The sequence below is a fragment of the Blautia parvula genome (assembly GCF_020215665.1).
GTDB classification, from domain to species: Bacteria; Bacillota; Clostridia; order Lachnospirales; family Lachnospiraceae; genus Blautia; species Blautia celeris.
Genome location: NZ_CP084061.1, coordinates 3,958,777 through 3,980,438, shown reverse-complemented (window position 1 = coordinate 3,980,438; position 21,662 = coordinate 3,958,777). Strand labels below are relative to the sequence as shown.

Below are 21,662 nucleotides of genomic sequence, written 5' to 3'. Positions count from 1 at the left end.
CCACGGATATGATAAATAGTCACATTAACTATAACATATCTGTCATATCATTGTGAAATAGAATTTTCTAAAATAAATACATGCAATGAATTAACCCGTTGTTCTGTAAATCTTAAAGAAGAAAAATGGGTTATAGAACAGAAGAAATGGAGGAATTGTAAAATGAGAGGAGCAGAAAAGAAATACCTGAAATGGCATCAAAAAGTGGCGTATGGGGCAGGAGACCTTGCGTCCAATACCAGTTATGGGCTGGTATCCAGTTTTGTGTTATTGTATCTTTCTGATACAATGGGACTAAATACTGGCATTATCGGTACTCTAATGCTGCTGTCAAAAGTATTAGATGGAATTTCAGACGTCATATTCGGCAATCTTATCGACCGTACAAAATCAAAACTCGGAAAAGCAAGGCCTTGGATGTTATATGCACAGATTGGTGTTTCGCTCTGTCTAATCTTCTTGTTCTCTATTCCGGGTGGACTTAGTACAACTGCACAATATGTATATTTCTTTGCATTTTATACAACATTAAACGCCGTGTTCTATACTGCAAACGGAATAGCGTATGCAGCATTGTCCGCATTGATTACGAGAAATAAAAATGAACGTGTTCAGCTGGGGTCTATTCGATTCATGTTCGCAGTAGTAACTAATATTGTCATGGGATTTTCTGTGACAATGGGTGTTCAGGCATTTGGAGGCGGCGCCTCAGGATGGCGTGTGGTGGCAATAATTTGTGCGGTTATAGGTCTTGTCGTAAATACGATTAGTTGTCTCTGTGTAAAAGAATTGCCGGAGGAAGAATCAACCATCCAGGAGGCAAAGTTACAGGACGATAAAATTAGTTTTGTCCAATCATTAAAACTGTTAGTCAGCAATAAATATTATGTGTTGATTGTTGGGATATACATTGTATATTATTTTATGAGCAACCTCACAACTGGATCTGCCATCTATTTTATGGAAAACATTATGGGAGACGGGGCGCTCCTTGGTATGTTTTCGATGATGAAAATGTTCCCGGTTATTATTGCTCTTATCTTTACACCAATATTGGTCAAAAAAACCAGAAGCATGCAGAAAGTTAATTTCTGGGGATATTTCATCAGTGATATTTTGGGGATTTTCCTGATTTATTTTTCTATACAGAAGAATCTGTCCATGATGCTTCTTTTTATGTTCCTAAAAGGCGTGTTTGCGGGAACACTAACTGGAACGCTGAATGCACTGATTGCAGAAATCAGCGGGTATACGTTCCGTACAAAAGGCGCTCGCATTGATGGTATGATGTTTAGTTGCTCATCTCTTGGAGTAAAAGTTGGAGGCGGAATCGGTACTGCTGCTGTCGGATGGCTTTTGGAGGCTGGTGGCTATGTAGGAACAGCTGCTGTACAAACGGACGGCGCAATTAGCATGATTTTTAATATGTATATTACATTGCCGGTTATTCTTGGAGTTGCGATTACCGTTCTTCTTGCATTTATGAAGGTGGAAAAAGAAAACCAGAAAATCGATATGAAAAGAGAGAGGGAATAAGGCATGCAGTGTGTAAAATTCAATACGGGATGGATATTTGAAAAAACAGAAAAGGATTCCCAGTTAAGAGCCTTTCAGGGAAAGAAAAATACGGTTGCGGTTACACTCCCTTATGACGCTATGATTCGTGAAAATCGGGAGAGGGATTGTCCAGCCGGGGCACAGAGTGGATTTTATCCGGGGGGTGTTTATGCTTATGAAAAGACATTTTCCGCACCTGAGGCGTGGAAAACTCAGGATGTTTTCCTGGAATTCGAGGGGGTATATGGGATTTCCAGAGTATGGGTCAATGGAGCGCTGGCAGCCGTTAATAAGAATGGTTATGTAGGCTTTTGGGTAAATTTGAAACCATGGATTTTTTATGGTGAAGAAAATATCATCCGTGTTGATGTAGACAATAGCCGCCAGCCTAACAGTCGCTGGTATACAGGTTCAGGAATCTACCGGGATGTAAATCTTCTGATTGGTACGGATGTATACATACCAAGAGATGCACTTCGTATTACAACATTATCTGTTAGTGATGGGGTCGCAGTAGTTGAAGTTTGTGCCGGAATGAAGAATATTGCCGGACAAGGAGGAGAAGCAGAATGCGAGATTGAAATATCTTATGATGGAAAAACAGTTGCAAGGGATCTACAGAAAGTTGTATTTCAATCCAATGAAAATGAAACGATGCGTGTGCAGATTCAAATCCTGTCACCAAAGAAATGGACACCCGATTATCCAAATCTATATGAGTGCATCATCAGAACCCAAATTGGTGGTAAAGTGTGCGATACTTTAAAGACCCATTTTGGCATTCGGGTTTTAGCGCTTGATTCCGTGAATGGATTTCAGATTAATGGGGAAACGGTAAAATTAAGAGGAGCGTGTATCCATCATGACAATGGAATTATCGGTGCTGAAACATTTCCTGAAACAGAATGGTATCGCTGCAAACGTCTGAAGGAAGCAGGATTTAATGCACTTAGAAGTTCGCATCATCCAATTAGCAGGGCAATGCTGGATGCATGCGACCGGTTAGGAATGCTTGTGATGGATGAACTGACGGATGTATGGAATCGGCATAAGAATACTTGTGATGATGCAGATATCTTTCAGGAAGAAGCAGAGCAATGGATTGCGCATATGACCGCAAAAGACTATAATCATCCATCGGTAGTTATTTACTCTATCGGAAACGAGATTCAGGAAGCCGGGACGAAACAGGGGGCACAGATAAACCGGTTTCTGTGCAATAAAATCCATTCATTAGATTCCACCAGATATACTACAAATGCTCTGAACGGTCTGAATTGTGCTGGGAAACGGCTGAAAGTGATTATGAACGATGTTATCGCAAAATTTGGAATGGATACATCAAGTCGGGGAAGCGGTGAAGGCAGTAATGCGCTGAATAGTTTTATGAGCCTTATGGCAGGAGAAAGAGGAGACTTTTTTGCTACTCACCCACTTGTTACTGAAGCATTAGAAGAATGCGCACAGAGCTGCGATATTACCGGACTAAATTATCTTAGCGGCAGATATCTTCTGGAACATGAACTGCATCCGGGTAAGACCGTAGTAGGAACGGAGACCTATCCAGGTGATATTGAGAATCTGTGGTCCCTGGTAGAAGAAAATTCGCATGTAATAGGAGATTTTACATGGGCAGGCTATGATTATATCGGTGAAGCTGGCGTGGGGATTTTCCATTACGACGGGAAAGAAAACTTTTCCAGTATTTATCCGGAAAGACTGGGATATATCGGGGATATCGATTTAATAGGGAACCGCAGGCCCATCAGCTATTTCCGTGAAATCATCTATGGCTTGACGGAACATCCGTATATTGCGGTTGAGAGAATGGAACATACCGGACAGATATCTAGCAAAACCGCATGGATGTTTAAAGACAATATCAGCAGTTGGACATGGACTGGGTATGAGGGGATTGAAGCATCTGTTGATGTATATTCTTCAGCAGACGAGGTAGAGCTTTTCCTGAATGGAAAGTCTTTGGGAAAAAAGCCTGCCGGAAAGCAACACCATTTTACAGCGGCGTACCGAGTGCCATATGAACCAGGAGAACTTTTCGCAATCGCATATTGTGCCGGAAAAACCGTCGGTGAGTACCGAATACAGTCGGCAGGTGAGGCAAATGTGCTGCGTGCAGAACAAGTGACAGAAAATGAAACAGAACTTGCTTATGTGAAGGTGTGGCTGGAAGATGAGCAGGGAAATAAAAATTTATTAGAAAGGAAGAGAGTTCATGCCAACGTGACAGGGAATGGAAGACTGGAGGGGTTTGGTACGGCAAATCCGTGTAGTGAAGAGAATTATTTTGCTGATACCGTGACAACTTATGATGGATATGCAATGGCGGCAGTACGCTGGATGAATCCGGACAGTGAAGAACCAGTTTACATACAGTTTTCGGCTGATGGATGCCGGGAAGTAGAAATAAAAATACAAATAGGAGGAAACAGAGATGGAAAAAAATAGAAAAAGGATGTGTGCTATAATTGTCCTGGCAATTACCATTTGTGCCAGCACTGTGATACCGGATTTTGCAATTGATGTGCAGGCAGCAACGGGAGAATCAAATGAAATGATTTATGGAGCAGATATTGGTTTTCTCTCACAACTGGAATCACAGGGCGTACAGTGGATAGATGATGCCGGAAATACAAGGGATGCACTGGTTCTGCTAAAGGAGAAAGGTGTAAATGCGGTCAGATTAAGAGTGTTTGTTAAGCCGCCCGAGAATTTCATATGGACTAAGCCTGACGGTACAACATGTTTGCTGGGATATGCAGATACCCAAGGGCTATTGTATACTGCCAAGCGCGCAAATGATCTTGGGATGAAAATCATGGTAGTATTTCATTACAGTGATCATTTTGCTGATCCACTAATTCAGGATATTCCATCAGAATGGGAAGATGCATCTACAAGTGAATTGGAACAGTATGTATATGATTATACAGAGTATATTATGACACAATTAGCGGGGGAAAATATATACCCTGAGTGGGTACAGGTAGGAAATGAAGTAAGCTATGGCATGCTGTATCCTTCAGGAAGTAACCAGACAAACGATTTTACTCAGCTTACTAAATATTTAAATAGTGGTTACGATGCTGTTAAATCCGTAAGCCCGGACACGAAAGTGGTAACTCATTTGACTCATGGAAGCGGTGTAAGCCACTTTGCCTGGTTCTTTGAAAATTTCATTACGCAATGTGGCGGAAAAACGGATGTAATTGGAATGTCCTACTATCCATACTGGACATCTGCCTATGATGGCGACTGTATTGAGAATGTAGCATATAATCTTAGTAAAATGGCGTCCCAGTATGGTAAAGAAGTTATGATTTGTGAAACAGGAGAACTGGAGAGTAATCCGACAGGTACTTACGATTTGCTGAGAAAAGAGGTAAACGCACTCAAAGCCGTTCCAAATAATAAAGGAATTGGTGTATTCTACTGGGAACCGGAAGTGCATTCTTCTATTCTCCCGGACGGATATACTCTTGGTGCAGCTGAAACTACAGGGAATAAAAAACTGCATTTCACAAGCGCGCTAAATGCATTTCAGTCAGATCCAGATTTCCTGAACGCAAATTGCTCTTATGAAATAATGAATACGTATAGTCAAAAAGCAGTAAATGTTGCCAACGGTTCATCGGAAAATGGAGTTCAGATAGAACAGTACGGCTATGGAGACTGGGCAAGCCAAAAGTGGAGATTTGAAAAAATAGAAGGAGACTATTATAAGATCGTCAATAATAATAGTGAAAAGGTACTTGATGTAAAAGGTCTATCTACAGCAGAAAATGGCGAAGTCATTCAAAATGATTACAACGATGGTTGGAATCAGCAATGGAAAATCTCAACAACAGAGAGTGGGAAATATAAGATCCAAAATCGATGGAGCGGACTTTATCTTGGAATTATGAATAACAGTACAGATGATGGTGCATGGGTTGTACAGATGTCAGGTCAGTCAGATAGTTCCAACTGGTTCCTTCTTCTTTCGGATTAAGGTAATTAGACCATATGGTATCCCTGCAGAAGCAGTATAAACGGGCCGGGGAGGAGAATGCCCAGGTACAGAAAACTGAGGTATGGATCAGGCTGAGGATGTTCCGGCTGATCCGGAGAAGGATGACGGGGACGCGGGGGTTCTGTATGTGCAGATGGATCTGAAGGCTCTTGAGAAGGAGAATCCGGACACAGTGGCCTGGCTCTATTACCCGGCTCTGGGTATTAACCATCCAGTCATGCAGGATGAGGATAATACATATTATATCAAGCATATATTTTCCGGGAATAAGAACTGGATTGCAGGGGATATTTGTGGATGTGGCGATATTGATTTTTTTAAAACGAACGCAGAGGGAAATAGGAAGAAAGTCAGCTGCGAGATTGATTTTGTAGTCAACAAGGGCATAAAGAAGTATTATATACAGTCCGCCCTGAGCCTTGAAATTGCCCAGAAGGAAAAGACGGAACTCCGGCCCCTGCTTGGCGCCAAGGACTGCTTCTGGAAAAGCATTGTCACAAAGAGCGGGATGAAGCCATTGAACGATGAAGAGGGGATTCTACATTTGGGTCCTTATTAGTTCCTGCTGTCCCGCCGCGTCGGATTTATGATGTACGCCGCCAAAACAAGGATAAAAGATTTTAAAGCAATAAGGGAGATTAAAAGTAGTGAACAGAGCAGAGCGGTGACGTTTAGAAAAGCAGTGGAAAAAGAATCCTGCAATGACATTCAAGGCCCTGTGATAGCAAAGGGGTTGTCCAAGTGAAAAAGCAAGTCTCGATTCTGGCTGCAACCTTAGTCTTATACCGCAAAAACAATCGTGTTGGTCTTTTTGGGAAGATTTGAGGATACTATAAAAGTAAATAAGCCGCTCTGTGTACTGGTCCACTAAATCCAGGGAAGAGCGGCTTTATATTTTTATAAATTGATCTAGGCTATACGGACAAAAGGGCATAGGGTGAGAAGCCCGATAAAAATAATTTGGTATGATTGGAATATCAAATATAGGAGGTGCCGCAATGCACGTATGGGAAACAATCGAACAATCCTTAACCTTTATTGAGGAACACTTGGCTGAAGAAATTTCGACGGAGGAGCTGGCAAATACGGTCGGTCTGTCCTCCTTTTATTTTCAGCGCTTGTTCAAGCGGCTGGTAAATAAACCAATTCAGGAATATGTGAAGCTACGCCGTTTGGCAAAAGTAGCATTTCGCCTTTCTCCTGCCTATCAAGGCAACCGACTTATGACAGAAGCGCTGGCGAGAGTAGCAATCTTCTGCTTTGAAGAAACAGAATTGCAGCGTCTTTGGGCTGATGTTCACACCTGCAACATTGCGTCCTTCAAAACTCTTGAAAAAGCGGGCTTCAAGCGTGAAGGACTTATTCGTGAAGGAAAAATGGTAAATATCTACTACGATTATTATTTATATGGAATGACAAAATCTGATTTCATTGAGGTGATGGGTAAATCCCAGCACCCCAGCCGGAACAGTCCGTGATCCTCGGTATGGGCAAGGATGCTCCAGCCCGGCCTGCTCCGCAGGCTGAGGCCGAAAAAGTGGAGAAATCCCCTGCGCAGGATAAAAAGGCGGAGCCGGCAGAAGAGGCTACAAAGCGCCGGGGCTGTCCCCCGGCGGTCTGGACAAATTGGTTACACTGTCAATGCCCTCTTAATAAGCGGTGAAGATAGTTCGGAACAACGCTAATGAGCGATATGATATGTACTCATCTTGCAATTTTTAGTTCACTATGCTACGATTGACAATCAAATGTATGGCCTCCGGCTGTTAATAAATCCCTACCAAATAATAGGTAGGCCTTAACCTATGCCTTTATTAAAGGAGTTATACAATATGGAAAGCATAATAAATTTTAATGACATATTAGTTTTATCAAAAAAGCTGGAAACGGAACGACTAGACCGTGAATTAAGAGTAGTTATGGTGGACGAATATAAAATAGATGATCAGTTACGGAAGTCACTTAAAAATGACACCTATCAATTTCCAGACACTTTTCAAACGAAAACAGATAAGCAGATTCTAACAAGGGTACAAGATCAATTTTCAGCAAAAATACATATTAAAAGAACGCCCGTATATTTTCATAAACACGATTTTGTGGAAATTCTTTATATATATAAGGGACACTGCAATCAATTTATAGAAAATCTTGAAACCTGTATAGTACTGCAGGAGGGTGATTTATTTATGTTAAACCAGAATGTTATTCATGCCTTACAGCAGGAAGATGAACAGTCTGTTTTGATTAAAATGATTATCCCTATGGAATGGATTTCCTATGAATTTATCCAGGATATAAACCATAAAAGTGCCTTGTTTGATTTTTTCGTAGGTGCAAAGTCTCCGCAGAGAGAATATTATAACTATTTACAATATTGTTGTGTGGGTGATGAGCGGCGTCTCATAGAAGGGATAATGACAGAATACTACTTGAAACAACGCTACTTTGAGGCTGCAATAAAAAGTTACCTGCAGCTTCTTATGATCTTTCTTGAAAGAGAACAGAAAAAATACAAGTGTTGCAGGTATCGCTTATCCCATAGCTCTTTGCAAGCCGGAGAGATTATTCAATATATTTACAATCACAGTGAACATATTACATTGGAAGAATTAGCCCATGTTTTTTCTTTCAATCAAAGTTATTTAAGCCGAGTTATTAAAGAAAATTGCAAGATGAATTTTCAAGAATTAGTCAGAGAAAGCAGGCTGGAAAAGGCTGCTGTCCTTTTAAGCAGCTCTGATTATCCGGTGGAAAAAATTGCACAAGCAGTAGGCTATCAAAATGCTGTCCCCATTTATCAGGGGATAAAAGAAAAATTTGGGTGTTCACCTGCTGAATACCGGAAAAGCTACGGTAAAATGAGTATAGAAAATTCCACAAATCAATGAATAGAATATCAATTCCCTTATATGTAAAATGTATGAGTAACCTGATGAAAAATCACTTTCCAATACTTTTACAGTGAGGATTTTGTATTATGGCAGAGGAACAAGTTAAAAATAGGCTGGAACAAGATTCTATTGGAAAACTCATGCTGGAACTATGCACACAGACAACGCTTTCCATTATGATTTATAATATCTATACCATTACAGATACGTTTTATGTATCAAAGGGAATAGGAAGTGTGGCAAGCGGCGCTATTGGGATTTTTTCGCCGGTTTTACTCTTAGTGAATGGCGTTAGTTCCACTTTGGGAACGGGGGGAGCCTCCATCATATCCCGCAGGCTGGGCGAGAGAAATCCGGCTGGTGGAAAAAAAGTAGTAGGCTGCATGATGTGGCTTTGGGTTCTATGTTCCTTGACAATTACGATCACAGGACTTGCTTTTTTAGAACCGTTATTGGAATTATTAGGCAGTACCTCTGAAATTTATCCATATGCAGTAGAATATGGGCGGATCATGTTGATAGGTACTATCATTAGCACAGGGTTCTCTGGTATTATGCGGGCAGAAGGGGATATTTTCTATTCTACGTTACAATGGTGCTGTCCCGTAATGATTAACCTGCTCTTAGACCCGCTGTTTATATATGGTTTTCATATGGGGATTTCCGGTGCCGCAGTAGCAACTTTAATTGCACAGCTTTTTTCTGCTGTAAACAGTATTTATTACTTTTTTATTCGGAAAAATACTCCATGCCGGGTAGTATTGGGCGATATTAGGTGGAACAGGAAGGTATGTAAAGAAATATTATATATTGGGTTGCCTGCTTTTCTCAATAGCCTCGGAAACAGTTTGACTGGTATGGTTGGAAACCAGATATTAGGACAAGTGGGAGGCACACAGGCAATCAGCACCTATGCAGTTATATCAAGAATACAATCCTTTCTTTCTACGCCGTTCTCTGGCATTATGCAGGGGATTCAACCTATGCTTGGTTTTGATTGGGGACGTCAACAGAGAAAAAGAGTAAAAAGGACTGTGGCCTATGCAATATTAGGTGGAGCTGTATATGGAGGCGTTATTGCAGTATGCGTATATTGTGGAGCGGGTGGCATTGTAAAATTATTTTCTGTAGATTCTGAAATTACCAGTATAGGGAAAACGGCATTACAGATCATATGCTTCTCTTTGGTAATTGGAGGCATAATGCCTGTAATTCAGGCTTATTTTCTAGCATTGGGATATGGAAAAAAGGTCTTGTTTTTGTCATTGGAAAGTATTTTTGCCATTCGCTTACCGCTTTTACTGATAGCATGGCGGCTAGACAACCTTGACATTATATGGTGGATACTGGTTTTAACGGAATGGCTGATTGCAGGATTGGCCGTATATAACTATAAAATCGTAAGAAAGGAACGGTAAGATGGAGAGCTTGACAAAGAACAAACAGAACAGAGAAACTATATCGAAGATGGTGGAAAAATATTTCTCACCGCTTAAAATGAAAAACTATCGGGAATTGACAGAGGGTTATTTTAATATTGCCTATGAAATTCATTTGAGTAATGAGGAACAAGTGATATTGAAAATAGCCCCATTAAAAGAAATGCGTGTTATGACTTATGAAAAAAATATCATGTCCAGCGAAGTGGAAGCTATGAAATTGGCTATCCGGCATGGTGAAATACCTGTACCTAAAATGATGGGGTACGATGACAGTTGTACCATTTGCAATTCACCGTATTTCTTCATGGAAAAGCTAGAGGGAAAAAGCCTTAATACTATAAAAGACAGCTTATCATCAGAACAGATAAACCGTATACATGTTGAAACAGGAGAAATAAACAAAAGAATAAATGATATACTCTGTCCTGTGTTTGGGTATCCCGGACAGCCTGAATTTCAGGGAAAGGAATGGTATCCTATTTTTCGTAAGATGATGGAGGCGGGGGTAAATGATGCACAGCACGGAAATGTAGATTTAAAAATACCAATCGACCAGATGTGGCTTTGTCTTGATCGAGATAAATCTATTTTTGAAGAAGTGTCAGAGCCAAAGTTGGTACATTGGGATTGTTGGGACGGAAATATCTTTATTCATTCTGGAAAAGTAACAGGAATCATAGATTGGGAACGGAGCATTTGGGGTGATCCTCTCATGGAAGTGGGGTTTCGTACTTACGCTGATAATACCTGCTTTCAAAAAGGCTATGGGATTAAAAGACTAACTAAAAATCAGGAACGCAGGGCCTTATGGTATGATATATATTTAATGCTTTTGGTTGCATTGGAGTACGAATATAGAAAATATGAAACGATGGACAGCTATTATTACGCAACACAAATGTTAATGAAACAGTTTGAAAAAGTACAGGGATAAAAAACTGTTTACAAAGGAAGCGGAGGATGTTTATTCGTCCCCCGCTTCCTTGATTCTGATTTCCCTGTCAATGGCTCCCTCGATAATCGGCAAATACGGTTCGGGACACAGCTTTAATTTGTGGCCGATCCTCTGGAGTTATTTGCTCGCCAGCTCATAAAGTACCGGAACAATGGCAAGATCGCCACTGTTTTCAATATTTGCAAGATACCGGGGATCAATACTGATTTGTTCAGCCAATGCCCTACGGGACAATCCCAATGCATTACGCGCTTCTTTGATGCTGCTCCAAGCGTTTCAAAGCCGGGATATTCTATTTCTTTTGCCATATCGTTTCACCCCTTTACATTGATCTATGTACCCCAGTAAAGAAAGTGGGAAAAAGCGTGGAACCATTTCAGTTCCGTATGACCGAGCCAGTTTCGGATATGGCTTGCACACCTCGCAAGAACCGTCCGGCCAAAGTTGACAAGGCGGCCCTTGACGAGTCCCCGTCCCCCGGCGTGGGGAGTTCCCCAACAAGCATCTTTGCGGGCTCCGGCCACGCAAAAATAGCAAGTATGACCAAACTTGCCCTTACCAGACCAGATAGCGGGAGTATATTTTATGACGGGAAACCAATTCATGATTTAGGGGAACAATACCGAAAAATTTTAGGATACCTGCCACAAAATTTCGGTTACTATCCGAATTTTACTGTCCAGCGGTATATGGAATATATTGCTTCATTGAAAGGGTTAAATAGGAATTTTAGCAAGCGTAAAATTAGTGAACTTTTAGAAATTGTCGGATTGCAGGAAGCTCCAAAAGCTAAAATTTCTTCCTTATCTGGCGGGATGCGTCAAAGGTTAGGAATTGCTCAATCTATGCTGAATGACCCTGATGTTCTTATTTTGGACGAACCTACGGTGGGGCTTGATCCTACTGAACGTGAAATTTAGAAATTTAATCAGCACAATTTCACAGGGAAAAATAACTATTTTGTCCACTCATATTGTTTCAGATGTTTCTTATATTGCCGATGATATTCTTTTAGTCCAGCATGGAGAATTGCAATATTTTGGAGATGTCCAACAACTTACAACAGCAGTTGAAGGGAAAGTTTGGGAGGTGCTTGTTGAAAACCAGCAGGCTAACAAGATCGCACAAGATTATATGGTTAGTAATATGAACCATACTCAGCAAGGCGCTATATTGCGTATTATTTCAGACCACAAGCCCTTTCAGAAAGAAGATTGTACTAATTTTTATTGGTGTAGGGTTATTATGGCTTTCCATTTCTATATTACTTCCAGTCTTGCAATACAGAACATTTACTGAACAAATGGAGCCTTTGACTGGAATAGAGGCTATTCATTATGATCGGGATTTGTAAAATCTGTATGCTGGACAATATACAGCAGATGAATTTGCACCATTGTATGCGGAATATAAAAAAATATATAATAACCCAGACTATCGGCGTTCAAACAATGGGGATGGACATTCCTTTTCTCTATCTGATTGAAACACAACAAACCCAGTTGTCAATACCATGGCAAACGCTACTAAGGCTTTGCAAAACATACCTATCAGTATTAGTTGCTTCTCACCAATTTTTTTTGCTAAAGGACCAGTCAAAAAGCCTTGTACTACAATCAAAATACCTGCTAGAGCCATCCAAATAACACCAACTTGCTTAGTGGAAAATCCAAACTTATCTACGACATACAGCCCCGTAATTCCTTGCAAGCCTGTTTGACAGAAATGCACGACGAAAATAAGTATCAAAACCATTCTTGCTGAGCCCCAAATTATACTTTTCAGGTCTGAAAAATCAAAGGATTTTCTTTTTTTCGTCTGTCCTGAACGCTCAATTGACTCTGGCAAAAGTGTTAGAATTAGCAGAAAGGCAATAAATGAAATGCCGGCTCCTGTAAAAAATGGGAGCGCAAGCGAATAGCCTGCAAGAATGCCTCCCAATAATGGTCCCATCATTACGCCAACGCTCATTGAAGCTCCAAGTTGACTCATATTCTTGCTTCTTTCTTCCTCCGAACTGGAATCTCCAACATATGCCAAAGATGCAACGGACGTAGCAGATGACAAAATACCCGATAAACTGCGAGCTATAAATAGTGTCCAAAAGGATGAAGCCAAACCGAACAGGAACAAACTGATGGAATATCCTATAATACCAATGCTGATAATCGGCTTTCTACCAATTCGGTCAGACAGTGCACCCCAAAAAGGTGCGCATACTGTTTGTGCCAGAGCATATACGGCAGTGAGCCATCCAAGCTCACGACCGCCAGCACCTAGATTTTCCATGTAAAATGGCATGACCGGAAGAATTAAGCTATATCCTAACGCAATCACCAAAGTAGCAAGATTTAAAGCGAAAATCGGTTTTTTATTCATCAATCGTCACCGTCCCCTCCGAGCCGTCCACCGTTATCATTTGTCCATTTTTAATACTTCTCGTGGCTGTGTGTGTCGCCATAACGGCAGGGATACCACATTCCCGTGCAACAATACTTGAATGACTGAGAGGACCTCCAATATCCGTTACAATCGCACTTGCAGAGGCAAATAAGGGTGTCCAAGCCGGAGTTGTAGTAACGGCAACCAAAACACTTCCTGGCTGGAAATTTTTAAAATCTGCCGGACTATTTAGTACGCAGGCACGAGCTGTCACGACACCAGAACTGGTTCCTATACCCCTCAACACGGTTTTTCCATCTTTTTGTTTCTGTGGTGCATGTGATATGCTTTTTACTTTCTTCTCAGGTAACTGAGCTGGTGGCACATAGCCCTGATACTTTTTGAGTTCCGCTTTTCGCTCAAGTATCGAATTTCTTCTATCGGATAAAGGTATATTTTTGTCTAACTGTACTATGAGTTTTTCCAATTCCAATTTTGTGAGCCAATAAATATCATCTATATGCGAAGTAGCTCCGCCACGTATAAGGCGTGCCGAAATTTCATGAAACATCTGGCGAATCAGAGGATGCCCCATTCCCATGCAATAAATAGCATTTTCACGCATAGGAGCAGTTTCCTGCGCCCAATGGAGCAACTTCAAAAACAGTTTTTTGCGTGAGCTACCTATATGTTGTAAAATTTCTTCTTCTGCCTGTTTCCTATATGCGAAATATTCGGGGTGTCATCCGCGTACCGTGAATAATCATCTTTCTTCTCTGAAGAGCCTAAATGAGTATCTGATTACGAGTGGGCGACAGACGGAAGCTGCGGTGCTGGACAGCGATTTTATGAAAATCCAGATACAGTATGCCAGTCCCTGCACCGTGGAGAAAAAAGATGTGGAGGCATTCCGACAACGCCTTCTAGAGAGTGGCAGCAAACGGGACTTTTACCTGGTCACGCTTTATGCCTATTCCGGTATACGACGGAGTGAATGCGTCAATCTAAAACTGAAACAGGTTGACAAAAAAATTAATTGATTATTGATGCGCTTAACATTGGATTTGAAATGAACTGCCTACTTGCTATTTTCAGATTCTGTATGTATAATTTTCTAAAGACCGCTGATTTGGGAGAAAGAATCAGGGAACAGAAGATTATGGGGGAAATAGCAGGGATTGTCAAAGAAAAGAACACTGAAAAAGGAACTCACAATGCTTATGATGCTTGTTTCCGCCTGCACACTGATTTCCGCGTGTGCGGCGGTTTTATATGTCTTTTTTTCCTTTTTTATCGAGAATACTCAGGAAGACATTGAATATGTGTTAAATAGTACAAGTCAACAGTTTCAATCCCATATGCAGTTTATTGAAGATGGGGCTGTGTCGATTCGTCACAATATGATGCTGAATGATTTTTTTGATACAGGAAAATCTGGAGCTGATTATGACAGAACTGTGGCAGAGCCTCAACTATCATACAGTATGGAATTGTTTTCTGACCGTAACATGATCAACAAAAAAATACCTTTTGTGACAAGCGTGTATCTGTTCAATAATGCGGGAGATTGTATTTATGAACACTACTATGCCTCTACGTTGGCAGCGGAGAAGAAAGAGGAGACGCAATACCTAAGCATGCAGAAGCAGTTTCAGCAATGTGAGGACAGGTATGCTTGTGTGTCGGATGATGAAAGCATTAATTTGTTGTTTCGTATTTACGATGATTACATGGAGGAAAAAGGAATATGTATTGCTAAGATCAGCAGGGAAGCTGTCAATGTACTGTTGGGAGAAGGTATAGACTACAGTGATTGTACATGGATGGTACTCTTTGGAGATGATCGGATCATTGCCTTTCAGGGGAGGTGGAGCGAGATAGAACAGCTGACCGAATTTGAGAGCGTTTGGAGAGGCAAACGATTGTTGAAGGAACATAATGTCATTGGCTGTGCTAAGATGTGCGGGTTCGATATACGGACTGTGATCTGTGTGGGCGAGGAAAATATTTTTTCTGTCTTGAAATCCACAGTTTTGATATTTGTTGTGGGGCTGATCATAGTGCTGATTGTCACTGTACTTGTTGCGTTCGGATTGAGTTACCGCTTTACACGTCCGGTAACCAGAATGATTGAAAAAATACAGGCTTTTGGAAAGCAGGATTTCGATGATCGTATGGAGGATTCTACGATCCAGGAGTATCATGACATTGGAGTCGTGTTCAACGAGATGGCTGAAAGGATTAAATATTTGATCATGCAGGTATATGAAAAACAACTTTTGGCCACCCAGTCCCAGGTAAAATATCTGCAGGCCCAGACCAACCCTCATTTTCAGTTTAATATCCTGTCTATGCTTAGCTTAAAGGCGAAAATGGCGGGCAATGAAGAAGTATATGAAGGACTGAAGGCATTTTCAAAGCTGATGCAAGGGAAAATATTCCGGGAGAAGGAGATTAAGATTAAAGTTTCTGAAGAATTGGAAATTGTGAGGTTCTACTTATACTTACAGAAAAGTAGATATCAGGATAAGATTTGTTATGAAATCAAAGTGCAGGATGATCGTATCAATCAGAATCTGATTCCACGCCTCTTGATCGAGCCGCTTGTTGAAAATGCTGTCTCCCACGGATTGGAGCCAAAGCGTGGGAATGGTATAATCAAGATCATTCTTTATGAAGAATCTGGAAAATATGATGGATCCATGATGCTTCACATATGTGTGGAAGATGATGGGGTAGGGTTTGACCCGGAAAAAATGGTGGAGAATGGTGGGGGAAAAGATCTCCTGGATGGAAAAATTGAGCATACTCACACTGGTTTGGAGAATACAAAACGGATGCTTACGATATTGTATGGAAGCTTCCACAAGTTCAGGATTAGCGGAGAAATAGGAAGAGGAACAAAGGTGGAAATTGTGATTCCGTCAGAGAGGGGGGGATATGATGTGGAAAGTCATAGCAGCTGATGATGAGGGATATATTCGGGAAGCACTTCAGAAGTTGATTGACTGGAGGAAAATGAACTGTGTATTGGAAGCCGTAGTCTGCGATGGACAGGCACTTATAGATCAAATCAGAGAGGTGCATCCAGATCTTGTAATCACAGATATACAGATGCCGGGGATGGATGGTGTTGAAGTGTGTAGATTTGTTTATGAAACTTATCCAGGGACACAGGTGATTTTTTTGACAGCGTATTCAGAATTTGAGTATGCCAGGGCTGCAATTAAGTACAATGCATGTGATTATGTGCTGAAAGTTTCAATTATGGATGAATTGCCCAGAGCAGTGGAAAAGGCTGCCAAAGAACTAGAAAAATGCCGCAGTGAGGACACACACAAAGATCAGGGGGAAAAGAAAGAGCCTGGAACTCTTTATCTTCAAATGGAACGGTATATTGAGCAGAACTTCCAAACCAAACTTTCTCTGGAGGAAATTGCCGAAGCACTACATGCGAATGGAAGCTACTTGAGCAGACTTTATAAAAGTAAAACAGGAAAGAACCTCTTTGATGCAATACTGGACCGGAGAATTGAGGCTGCAAAGGAATATTTGCTCTTTACGGATATGAAGACTTATGAGATATCAGAAGCAGTGGGAATCGAAGATTCAGGATATTTTTCCAAGATGTTTAAGAAGAAGATAGGGGTCTCGCCCAAAGAATACAGAAAGGGTGGTAATCATGGGGAAATACAATAGGATCGGTTTTGCTTGTATTTTTCTTTTATCTAGTATGTTGTCTGGCTGCAAAGGTGTGGAAGAGGAGCCGGTGACAATCACAGTGATCCACGCGTGGGGGGGGATGGAGGCAGATCATGTTGCTATGCGTGATATTTATGAAGGGTTTGAAAAAGAAAATTCAGATATCAGGCTCCAACTTATCTCAATGCCTACCAGGAAGGAGATGCTGTGGAAAGTAGAGGATATGATCATGGTGGGAGATACCCCGGATATTGTCATCTTTAGTGGTATGGGACAGAATCAGACGTATGGTTTTATGGTGGATAATGAAATGGCTTTGGATTTAATGCCATATTTAGAGAAAGATACGGAATTTGCAAATAGTATATCTGATGCAAATCTGGAATACTGGACAACAGACGAAAATCACTTATTTACAGTGACAGATGTATTGTCACTTAGCGGGGGGTATTGGTATAATGAAGAAATTTTTCAGCAGGCCGAGATTCAAAAAATTCCTGAAACATGGGAAGAATTTTGGACTATGTGTGAAACGCTAAGATCCTGGACAGAGAAGCAGGGACTGGATATACTACCTTTGCAGCCATCCGGGGAGGGATATTTATATTTCATGGATCATATCCTGGCTGATCTTGGTGACAATACGTCAAGCGGTATCAGGGGACATAAAATTACAGCAGGGAAGGAAAACCTGGAATATGTGGTGAATCAGTTAAGGCAGATATATCAGTTCTCCACTTCTGAAAGCGAAGGGTACACTTACCTGGATGAGACCAGTTTATTCAACGAGGGAAAAGTGGCTATCTACGTCAATGGTGTATGGGGCGCGCCTATGATCTCTGATAATATTAGCGCCGGATATGCATTACTGCCTAGTGTGTCTGGGACTTCCATTTCCTGTGAGTCTGCTTGTCTGGGTTATGTACTGGGAAATAGCGGAAATGCAGACAGAGAAGATGCTTCTATCCGTTTTCTCAAATATATGCTGAGTGAGCCGGTACAAACACGGATTGTCAGAGAGACTGAGCAGATCCCTGTCAATCCTCAGATAGAACTTGAAGACTATGCAGATGAGAAGCCCAGAATGTATCAGGCGGCGTCACTTGTAATGAACGCAGACAGGAAGATTGATGTTCCTGATAATCTATGGACAGCATCGCAGAAAACCATATTCACCGGAAATATACTGGATGTCCTGTCAGGAAAGCAGTCTGAGCAGGAGTTTGTGGAGAAGTTAATTGGTGCTCAAAATGAAGAAAAGTGAATGTATAAGACAGAAGTATTGGCGAATATGTATAGACAATCCGTCAATACTTCTATTTTTTTGTTTAAAATATGTAAAATATTGCAGGTATGTAAATATTATCCCATATTTTATAAAAAGTAGTCAATATTATTCAGATTTGGGTCAATTCAAGTCATTCAAAATATATAAAAATAGAGGTAAAATGATTTTGCAAAAAGTAAAAACGCACAAAAAGGAGGAAAGTATGAAAAGAAAAGTCGTAAGTATATTATTGATTGCGGCAATGTGTGTGACTGTACTGGCTGGCTGTAGAGGTGGTTCAGATTCAAGTAAAGAAGGAAGTTCCGTTGCCAAGGATGAAGATAACACTCTGGAATTTTATCACGGGTATTATCAGGATGAGAGCGAGTGGGCGGCTGCTCAGGTTATGAGAGATATATATGATCAGTTTGCAGAAGAGCATGCGGACGGGAATGTGACATTCAAAGCAATAGCGGTGGAGAATCGTGACGAGATTGTCAGCGCACAGGTATCTGGCGGCTCTTTCCCGGATATGGTGGACTTTGGCGGTGCCAGAGGGTCGCTGACATCGGCTGTGGCACAGAATCTTGTGTATGACCTGAAACCTTATATCGATGAGAATAATCTTGCAGATGCAGTTGGACTGAACTATACACAGAATGACCAGAACGGACATATTTACTCTGTCCATGATCAGATTGAGAGCCGTGGACTCTGGTACAATTCTGCAGTATTGGAAAAGGCAGGCGTATCTACGGATAAAATATTTGCTGACTGGACCTCTTTTGGGGACGCGATGGACAAGATCAATACGCTGGGTAACGGTATATACGGTTATATTGCAGGCCAGGGATCCCGTCAGATTGTGAATGCAATCATGGGATCTACTGAGAAAGGTAAAGAAATGATAGAATCAGAATTGACTGAGGATACCATTAATTCCAGCGAGTTTGCAGAGGCGTTTAAAACAGCGGCAAAATTGGATCAGGCAAATGGATCTGATCATACGACAGATGACAATGGGAATCTGATGGCTGATTTCAATACAAACGGAACAGTGGGCGTGCTGTTTAATGGAGTGTGGAACGCAGGCGCTATCGCTGAAGCAAACGCAGAAGTGATAGAACCAACGTTGTTTCCAGGTAACATAGCCATTGCATCCGCCGGTGACGGTATTGCGGTCGCTAATGGAATGAGTGAAGAAAAGACAGCGCTCGCTCTGGAATTCGTTAAGTATATGACAAGCGGGGAAGTGCAGGAAAAGATATTTACAGAAGTACAGGCAAAACCGTGCAATACGACATTGGATCTGAATGCGCTGGCCCAAAAGAGCGATAATGCCATAGTTTCCAAGCTGGCAGAAGCATGCTCACAAGTGAATGACGCAGATACAACTGTGATCGATTTGAGCTATACTTGGGGCTCTGATGTAGACAAAGCAATTATCAATGCTCTGATGGAATCAGCAGTATCAGGAACTGATATCGATGCAAGATTTGAGCAGCTTCAGAAAGAACTACTCGCATTGATTGGATAAGATAAAGTTGAGATTCAGGGAAGGGAGCAGTCCCTTCCCATTTTTTAATATATGGAGGTGTTATGATTGGCAAACCCGCGTGTAAAGAAAAAGAAGAATAAACTTGGGATGCGCAGAACCGGATTTATCATTGCGTTTCTTGCCCCAACTTTGGTTGCATTTTGTGTGTTTTATCTGTACCCGATTATTACAGTGTTTATTACATCCTTCTGTAAGTGGGATTATACGAATATTGCGAATCCCGAATTCTTTAGCTTTGAGCATCTGTGGGATAATTATGACTACATATTCAATAAATATCCCTTTTTCTGGGAAGCATTGAAAAATTCTACAGTCTGGGCAATTTTGGGAGCTGCAGTGCAGGTTCCTGTGGCAATGCTGATAGCGCTGGCTTTTTCCAGAAAAATGAAAGGGATCAAGTTCGTCCGCAATGTTTATATTATCCCGAATATGATTTCTACAGCAGCTATGGGGATAATTTTCTTACAATTGTATAATCCATCCTACGGAATCATCAATCCTATTATCCGGTTATTTAAAACAGATTTTAATGACAGTGTACTTTTATTACAGGGGCCGGCATTTATCGCTATGACCTTCGCCTATATTTTCTTTACAGGAACGACGACATTGATGATCTTAGGCAATATTATGGCGGTTCCTGAGGAAGTGCGGGAGGCTGCAATGCTGGATGGTGCGAGCGGACTTAGACAGGACTGGCATATCACGGTCCCGATGATTAAAGGGACGCTTAGGACGGTATCCATTATGGCAGCAACTTCTGGTTTCCTGCTCTACAACGAGGTATACTTCCTGACAAAAGGAGCTGCCGGAACGTACAGTATCAGCTATGTTATCCGTGAATTGGCAATCACTAGTCCGAGAACTCAGTTTGGCAGGGCAAACTCAGTGGCAGTGATACAGATTTTGGCAGGTATGGTGATTATTTTGGTTATCAATCTGGTATACAGCGTATCTTTTAAAAAGAAACATTAATAGTGGAGTGAAGAAGAAAGAAATAGGTGATTAGTATGAAGAAAAAAAGACACATAAAAAGTGCCAAAAGTATGCCTGCTGGAACTCGGATTTTTACTTACATCTGCCTTTTCTGGGCGCTGATTGTGGCTTTAGTCCCTCTGATATGGCTTATATTGTCCAGTTTAAAGGAAGATCCTCTGGCAAGACCGGGATTCCAACTTCCAGAATCAATCTACCTGAATGGGTATATCTCCACATTTCGGGATCTCCATGTGCTTAGGTACTTTGGTAACAGTATGTTTGTGGCAGGTGTATCAGTAATTATCAGCGTAGTTATGATCTCTATGTCAGCCTATGTGGTTGCGAGAATGGAATTTAAGGGTAAAACTCTGGTAAGCATACTGTTGTATTCAACTATGTTTATTCCAGCTACCGCTTTGACATATCCAGTGTATAACCTGATTAACAATCTGAATCTCTACGATACGAGGGGAGCGCTGATTTTGATCTATTCCTGCAGTGGGATTGCGATTAGTTTTTTTGTTATCAAAAATTATTATGACAATATTCCACGGGATCTGGAGGAAGCGGCGAGAATTGATGGCTGTGGATATGTGCGAACCTGGGTTAAGGTGATTTTTCCGATTGCGCGCCCCGGAATTATGACAGCGGCAGTACTTGCATTTTTAAATAACTGGAATGAGTATTACTGGGCATCTCTGGTTTTGATCACTCGCGAGAAGCTGACTGTTCCCTCGCTGCTCTCTACATTTACAACAGCATTTAATACAAACTATAACGGATTATTTTCAGCTATGGTCGTCATTATACTTCCGCCGATACTTTTGTACTGTATCTTCAGCAAGTTCTTTATAGAGGCATTGTCAGGCGGCGCGGTTAAAGGATAGTGATATAGGA

Annotated in this window: 19 protein-coding genes; 16 read left to right on the top strand and 3 right to left on the bottom strand. The window is 41.2% G+C overall.

From position 1 onward, the window contains the following. The first annotated feature begins 162 nt into the window (after window positions 1–162). The 8 genes from LC508_RS18390 to LC508_RS18355 all read left to right on the top strand — a co-directional run bounded on the left by LC508_RS18390 (window position 163) and on the right by LC508_RS18355 (window position 10,857). Complete coding sequence (locus LC508_RS18390) at window positions 163–1,536, top strand: MFS transporter (RefSeq protein WP_033142202.1); 1,374 nt, start codon at window positions 163–165, stop codon at window positions 1,534–1,536. A gap of 120 nt (window positions 1,537–1,656) precedes the next feature. After that, a complete protein-coding gene (locus LC508_RS18385; RefSeq protein WP_225305218.1) occupies window positions 1,657–4,023 on the top strand; it encodes a DUF4982 domain-containing protein in 2,367 nt (788 codons plus the stop codon). Further along, window positions 4,010–5,566 carry a glycosyl hydrolase 53 family protein gene (locus LC508_RS18380; RefSeq protein WP_033142204.1) on the top strand — a complete coding sequence of 519 codons (1,557 nt, stop codon included), beginning with the start codon at window positions 4,010–4,012 and terminating at the stop codon, window positions 5,564–5,566. Before LC508_RS18385 ends, LC508_RS18380 begins: the two co-directional genes overlap by 14 nt. A gap of 82 nt (window positions 5,567–5,648) precedes the next feature. Next, window positions 5,649–6,146, top strand: coding sequence for a sortase family protein (locus tag LC508_RS18375; protein ID WP_103731661.1), 498 nt, complete (start codon window positions 5,649–5,651; stop codon window positions 6,144–6,146). 439 nt (window positions 6,147–6,585) lie between these two features. Next, window positions 6,586–7,065: a GNAT family N-acetyltransferase gene (locus LC508_RS18370; RefSeq protein WP_103731662.1), complete on the top strand. Its 480-nt coding sequence runs from the start codon at window positions 6,586–6,588 to the stop codon at window positions 7,063–7,065. Window positions 7,066–7,419: 354 nt separating this feature from the next. Continuing rightward, window positions 7,420–8,478, top strand: coding sequence for an AraC family transcriptional regulator (locus tag LC508_RS18365; RefSeq protein ID WP_033142207.1), 1,059 nt, complete (start codon window positions 7,420–7,422; stop codon window positions 8,476–8,478). Window positions 8,479–8,567: 89 nt separating this feature from the next. After that, window positions 8,568–9,899: an MATE family efflux transporter gene (locus tag LC508_RS18360; RefSeq protein ID WP_103731663.1), complete on the top strand. Its 1,332-nt coding sequence runs from the start codon at window positions 8,568–8,570 to the stop codon at window positions 9,897–9,899. Between the two features lies 1 nt (window position 9,900). After that, window positions 9,901–10,857 (top strand): aminoglycoside phosphotransferase family protein, encoded by a 957-nt coding sequence (locus LC508_RS18355; protein WP_033142209.1) that lies wholly within the window; start codon window positions 9,901–9,903, stop codon window positions 10,855–10,857. A 113-nt stretch (window positions 10,858–10,970) separates the two neighbouring features. On the opposite strand, the gene LC508_RS28860 is transcribed toward LC508_RS18355, so the two are convergent. Then, window positions 10,971–11,186 carry a hypothetical protein gene (locus tag LC508_RS28860; RefSeq protein WP_425516700.1) on the bottom strand — a complete coding sequence of 72 codons (216 nt, stop codon included), beginning with the start codon at window positions 11,184–11,186 and terminating at the stop codon, window positions 10,971–10,973. A 57-nt stretch (window positions 11,187–11,243) separates the two neighbouring features. Here LC508_RS28860 and LC508_RS18345 point away from each other — a divergent pair, with 57 nt between their 5' ends. Both LC508_RS18345 and LC508_RS18340 read left to right on the top strand, forming a co-directional pair. Then, window positions 11,244–11,798, top strand: coding sequence for an ATP-binding cassette domain-containing protein (locus tag LC508_RS18345; RefSeq protein WP_052099569.1), 555 nt, complete (start codon window positions 11,244–11,246; stop codon window positions 11,796–11,798). After that, the gene (locus LC508_RS18340) at window positions 11,788–12,177 is read left to right on the top strand and encodes a hypothetical protein (protein WP_146051680.1); all 390 of its coding nucleotides are present in this window, start codon (window positions 11,788–11,790) and stop codon (window positions 12,175–12,177) included. The genes LC508_RS18345 and LC508_RS18340 overlap by 11 nt, the downstream gene beginning before the upstream one ends. A 135-nt stretch (window positions 12,178–12,312) precedes the next feature. Here the strand turns inward: LC508_RS18340 and LC508_RS18335 are convergent, their stop codons facing one another. Together LC508_RS18335 and LC508_RS18330 are read right to left on the bottom strand one after the other, a co-directional pair. Beyond that, window positions 12,313–13,257 carry an MFS transporter gene (locus tag LC508_RS18335; RefSeq protein WP_225305399.1) on the bottom strand — a complete coding sequence of 315 codons (945 nt, stop codon included), beginning with the start codon at window positions 13,255–13,257 and terminating at the stop codon, window positions 12,313–12,315. After that, window positions 13,250–13,885, bottom strand: a complete 636-nt coding sequence (locus LC508_RS18330; RefSeq protein ID WP_330425219.1) for a PEP-utilizing enzyme — start codon at window positions 13,883–13,885, stop codon at window positions 13,250–13,252. The genes LC508_RS18335 and LC508_RS18330 overlap by 8 nt, the downstream gene beginning before the upstream one ends. 553 nt (window positions 13,886–14,438) lie before the next feature. Between LC508_RS18330 and LC508_RS18325 the strand changes: the two genes are divergently transcribed. From LC508_RS18325 to LC508_RS18300, 6 genes are all read left to right on the top strand, one after another. Next, window positions 14,439–16,226: a sensor histidine kinase gene (locus LC508_RS18325; RefSeq protein WP_225305217.1), complete on the top strand. Its 1,788-nt coding sequence runs from the start codon at window positions 14,439–14,441 to the stop codon at window positions 16,224–16,226. Beyond that, window positions 16,204–16,959: a response regulator transcription factor gene (locus tag LC508_RS18320; protein ID WP_033140163.1), complete on the top strand. Its 756-nt coding sequence runs from the start codon at window positions 16,204–16,206 to the stop codon at window positions 16,957–16,959. Before LC508_RS18325 ends, LC508_RS18320 begins: the two co-directional genes overlap by 23 nt. Continuing rightward, on the top strand, window positions 16,943–18,226 hold the full coding sequence (locus LC508_RS18315) for an ABC transporter substrate-binding protein (protein WP_033140162.1): 1,284 nt from the start codon (window positions 16,943–16,945) through the stop codon (window positions 18,224–18,226). The genes LC508_RS18320 and LC508_RS18315 overlap by 17 nt, the downstream gene beginning before the upstream one ends. A gap of 226 nt (window positions 18,227–18,452) precedes the next feature. Then, entirely contained in the window at window positions 18,453–19,766 is a 1,314-nt protein-coding gene (locus LC508_RS18310; protein WP_103731990.1) for an ABC transporter substrate-binding protein, read from the top strand. 108 nt (window positions 19,767–19,874) lie between these two features. Continuing rightward, window positions 19,875–20,762 carry a carbohydrate ABC transporter permease gene (locus LC508_RS18305; protein ID WP_054351793.1) on the top strand — a complete coding sequence of 296 codons (888 nt, stop codon included), beginning with the start codon at window positions 19,875–19,877 and terminating at the stop codon, window positions 20,760–20,762. 35 nt (window positions 20,763–20,797) lie between these two features. Beyond that, window positions 20,798–21,652 (top strand): carbohydrate ABC transporter permease, encoded by an 855-nt coding sequence (locus tag LC508_RS18300; RefSeq protein WP_054351660.1) that lies wholly within the window; start codon window positions 20,798–20,800, stop codon window positions 21,650–21,652. The last annotated feature ends 10 nt before the right edge of the window (window positions 21,653–21,662 follow it).

Coding starts and splice junctions, on each gene's coding strand:
- LC508_RS18390 (WP_033142202.1), top strand. CDS start 163: ATGAGAGGAGCAGAAAAGAAATACCTGAAATGGCATCAAAAAGTGGCG.
- LC508_RS18385 (WP_225305218.1), top strand. CDS start 1,657: ATGATTCGTGAAAATCGGGAGAGGGATTGTCCAGCCGGGGCACAGAGT.
- LC508_RS18380 (WP_033142204.1), top strand. CDS start 4,010: ATGGAAAAAAATAGAAAAAGGATGTGTGCTATAATTGTCCTGGCAATT.
- LC508_RS18375 (WP_103731661.1), top strand. CDS start 5,649: ATGGATCAGGCTGAGGATGTTCCGGCTGATCCGGAGAAGGATGACGGG.
- LC508_RS18370 (WP_103731662.1), top strand. CDS start 6,586: ATGCACGTATGGGAAACAATCGAACAATCCTTAACCTTTATTGAGGAA.
- LC508_RS18365 (WP_033142207.1), top strand. CDS start 7,420: ATGGAAAGCATAATAAATTTTAATGACATATTAGTTTTATCAAAAAAG.
- LC508_RS18360 (WP_103731663.1), top strand. CDS start 8,568: ATGGCAGAGGAACAAGTTAAAAATAGGCTGGAACAAGATTCTATTGGA.
- LC508_RS18355 (WP_033142209.1), top strand. CDS start 9,901: ATGGAGAGCTTGACAAAGAACAAACAGAACAGAGAAACTATATCGAAG.
- LC508_RS28860 (WP_425516700.1), bottom strand. CDS start 11,186: ATGGCAAAAGAAATAGAATATCCCGGCTTTGAAACGCTTGGAGCAGCA.
- LC508_RS18335 (WP_225305399.1), bottom strand. CDS start 13,257: ATGAATAAAAAACCGATTTTCGCTTTAAATCTTGCTACTTTGGTGATT.
- LC508_RS18330 (WP_330425219.1), bottom strand. CDS start 13,885: ATGCGTGAAAATGCTATTTATTGCATGGGAATGGGGCATCCTCTGATT.
- LC508_RS18320 (WP_033140163.1), top strand. CDS start 16,204: ATGTGGAAAGTCATAGCAGCTGATGATGAGGGATATATTCGGGAAGCA.
- LC508_RS18315 (WP_033140162.1), top strand. CDS start 16,943: ATGGGGAAATACAATAGGATCGGTTTTGCTTGTATTTTTCTTTTATCT.
- LC508_RS18310 (WP_103731990.1), top strand. CDS start 18,453: ATGAAAAGAAAAGTCGTAAGTATATTATTGATTGCGGCAATGTGTGTG.
- LC508_RS18305 (WP_054351793.1), top strand. CDS start 19,875: ATGCGCAGAACCGGATTTATCATTGCGTTTCTTGCCCCAACTTTGGTT.
- LC508_RS18300 (WP_054351660.1), top strand. CDS start 20,798: ATGAAGAAAAAAAGACACATAAAAAGTGCCAAAAGTATGCCTGCTGGA.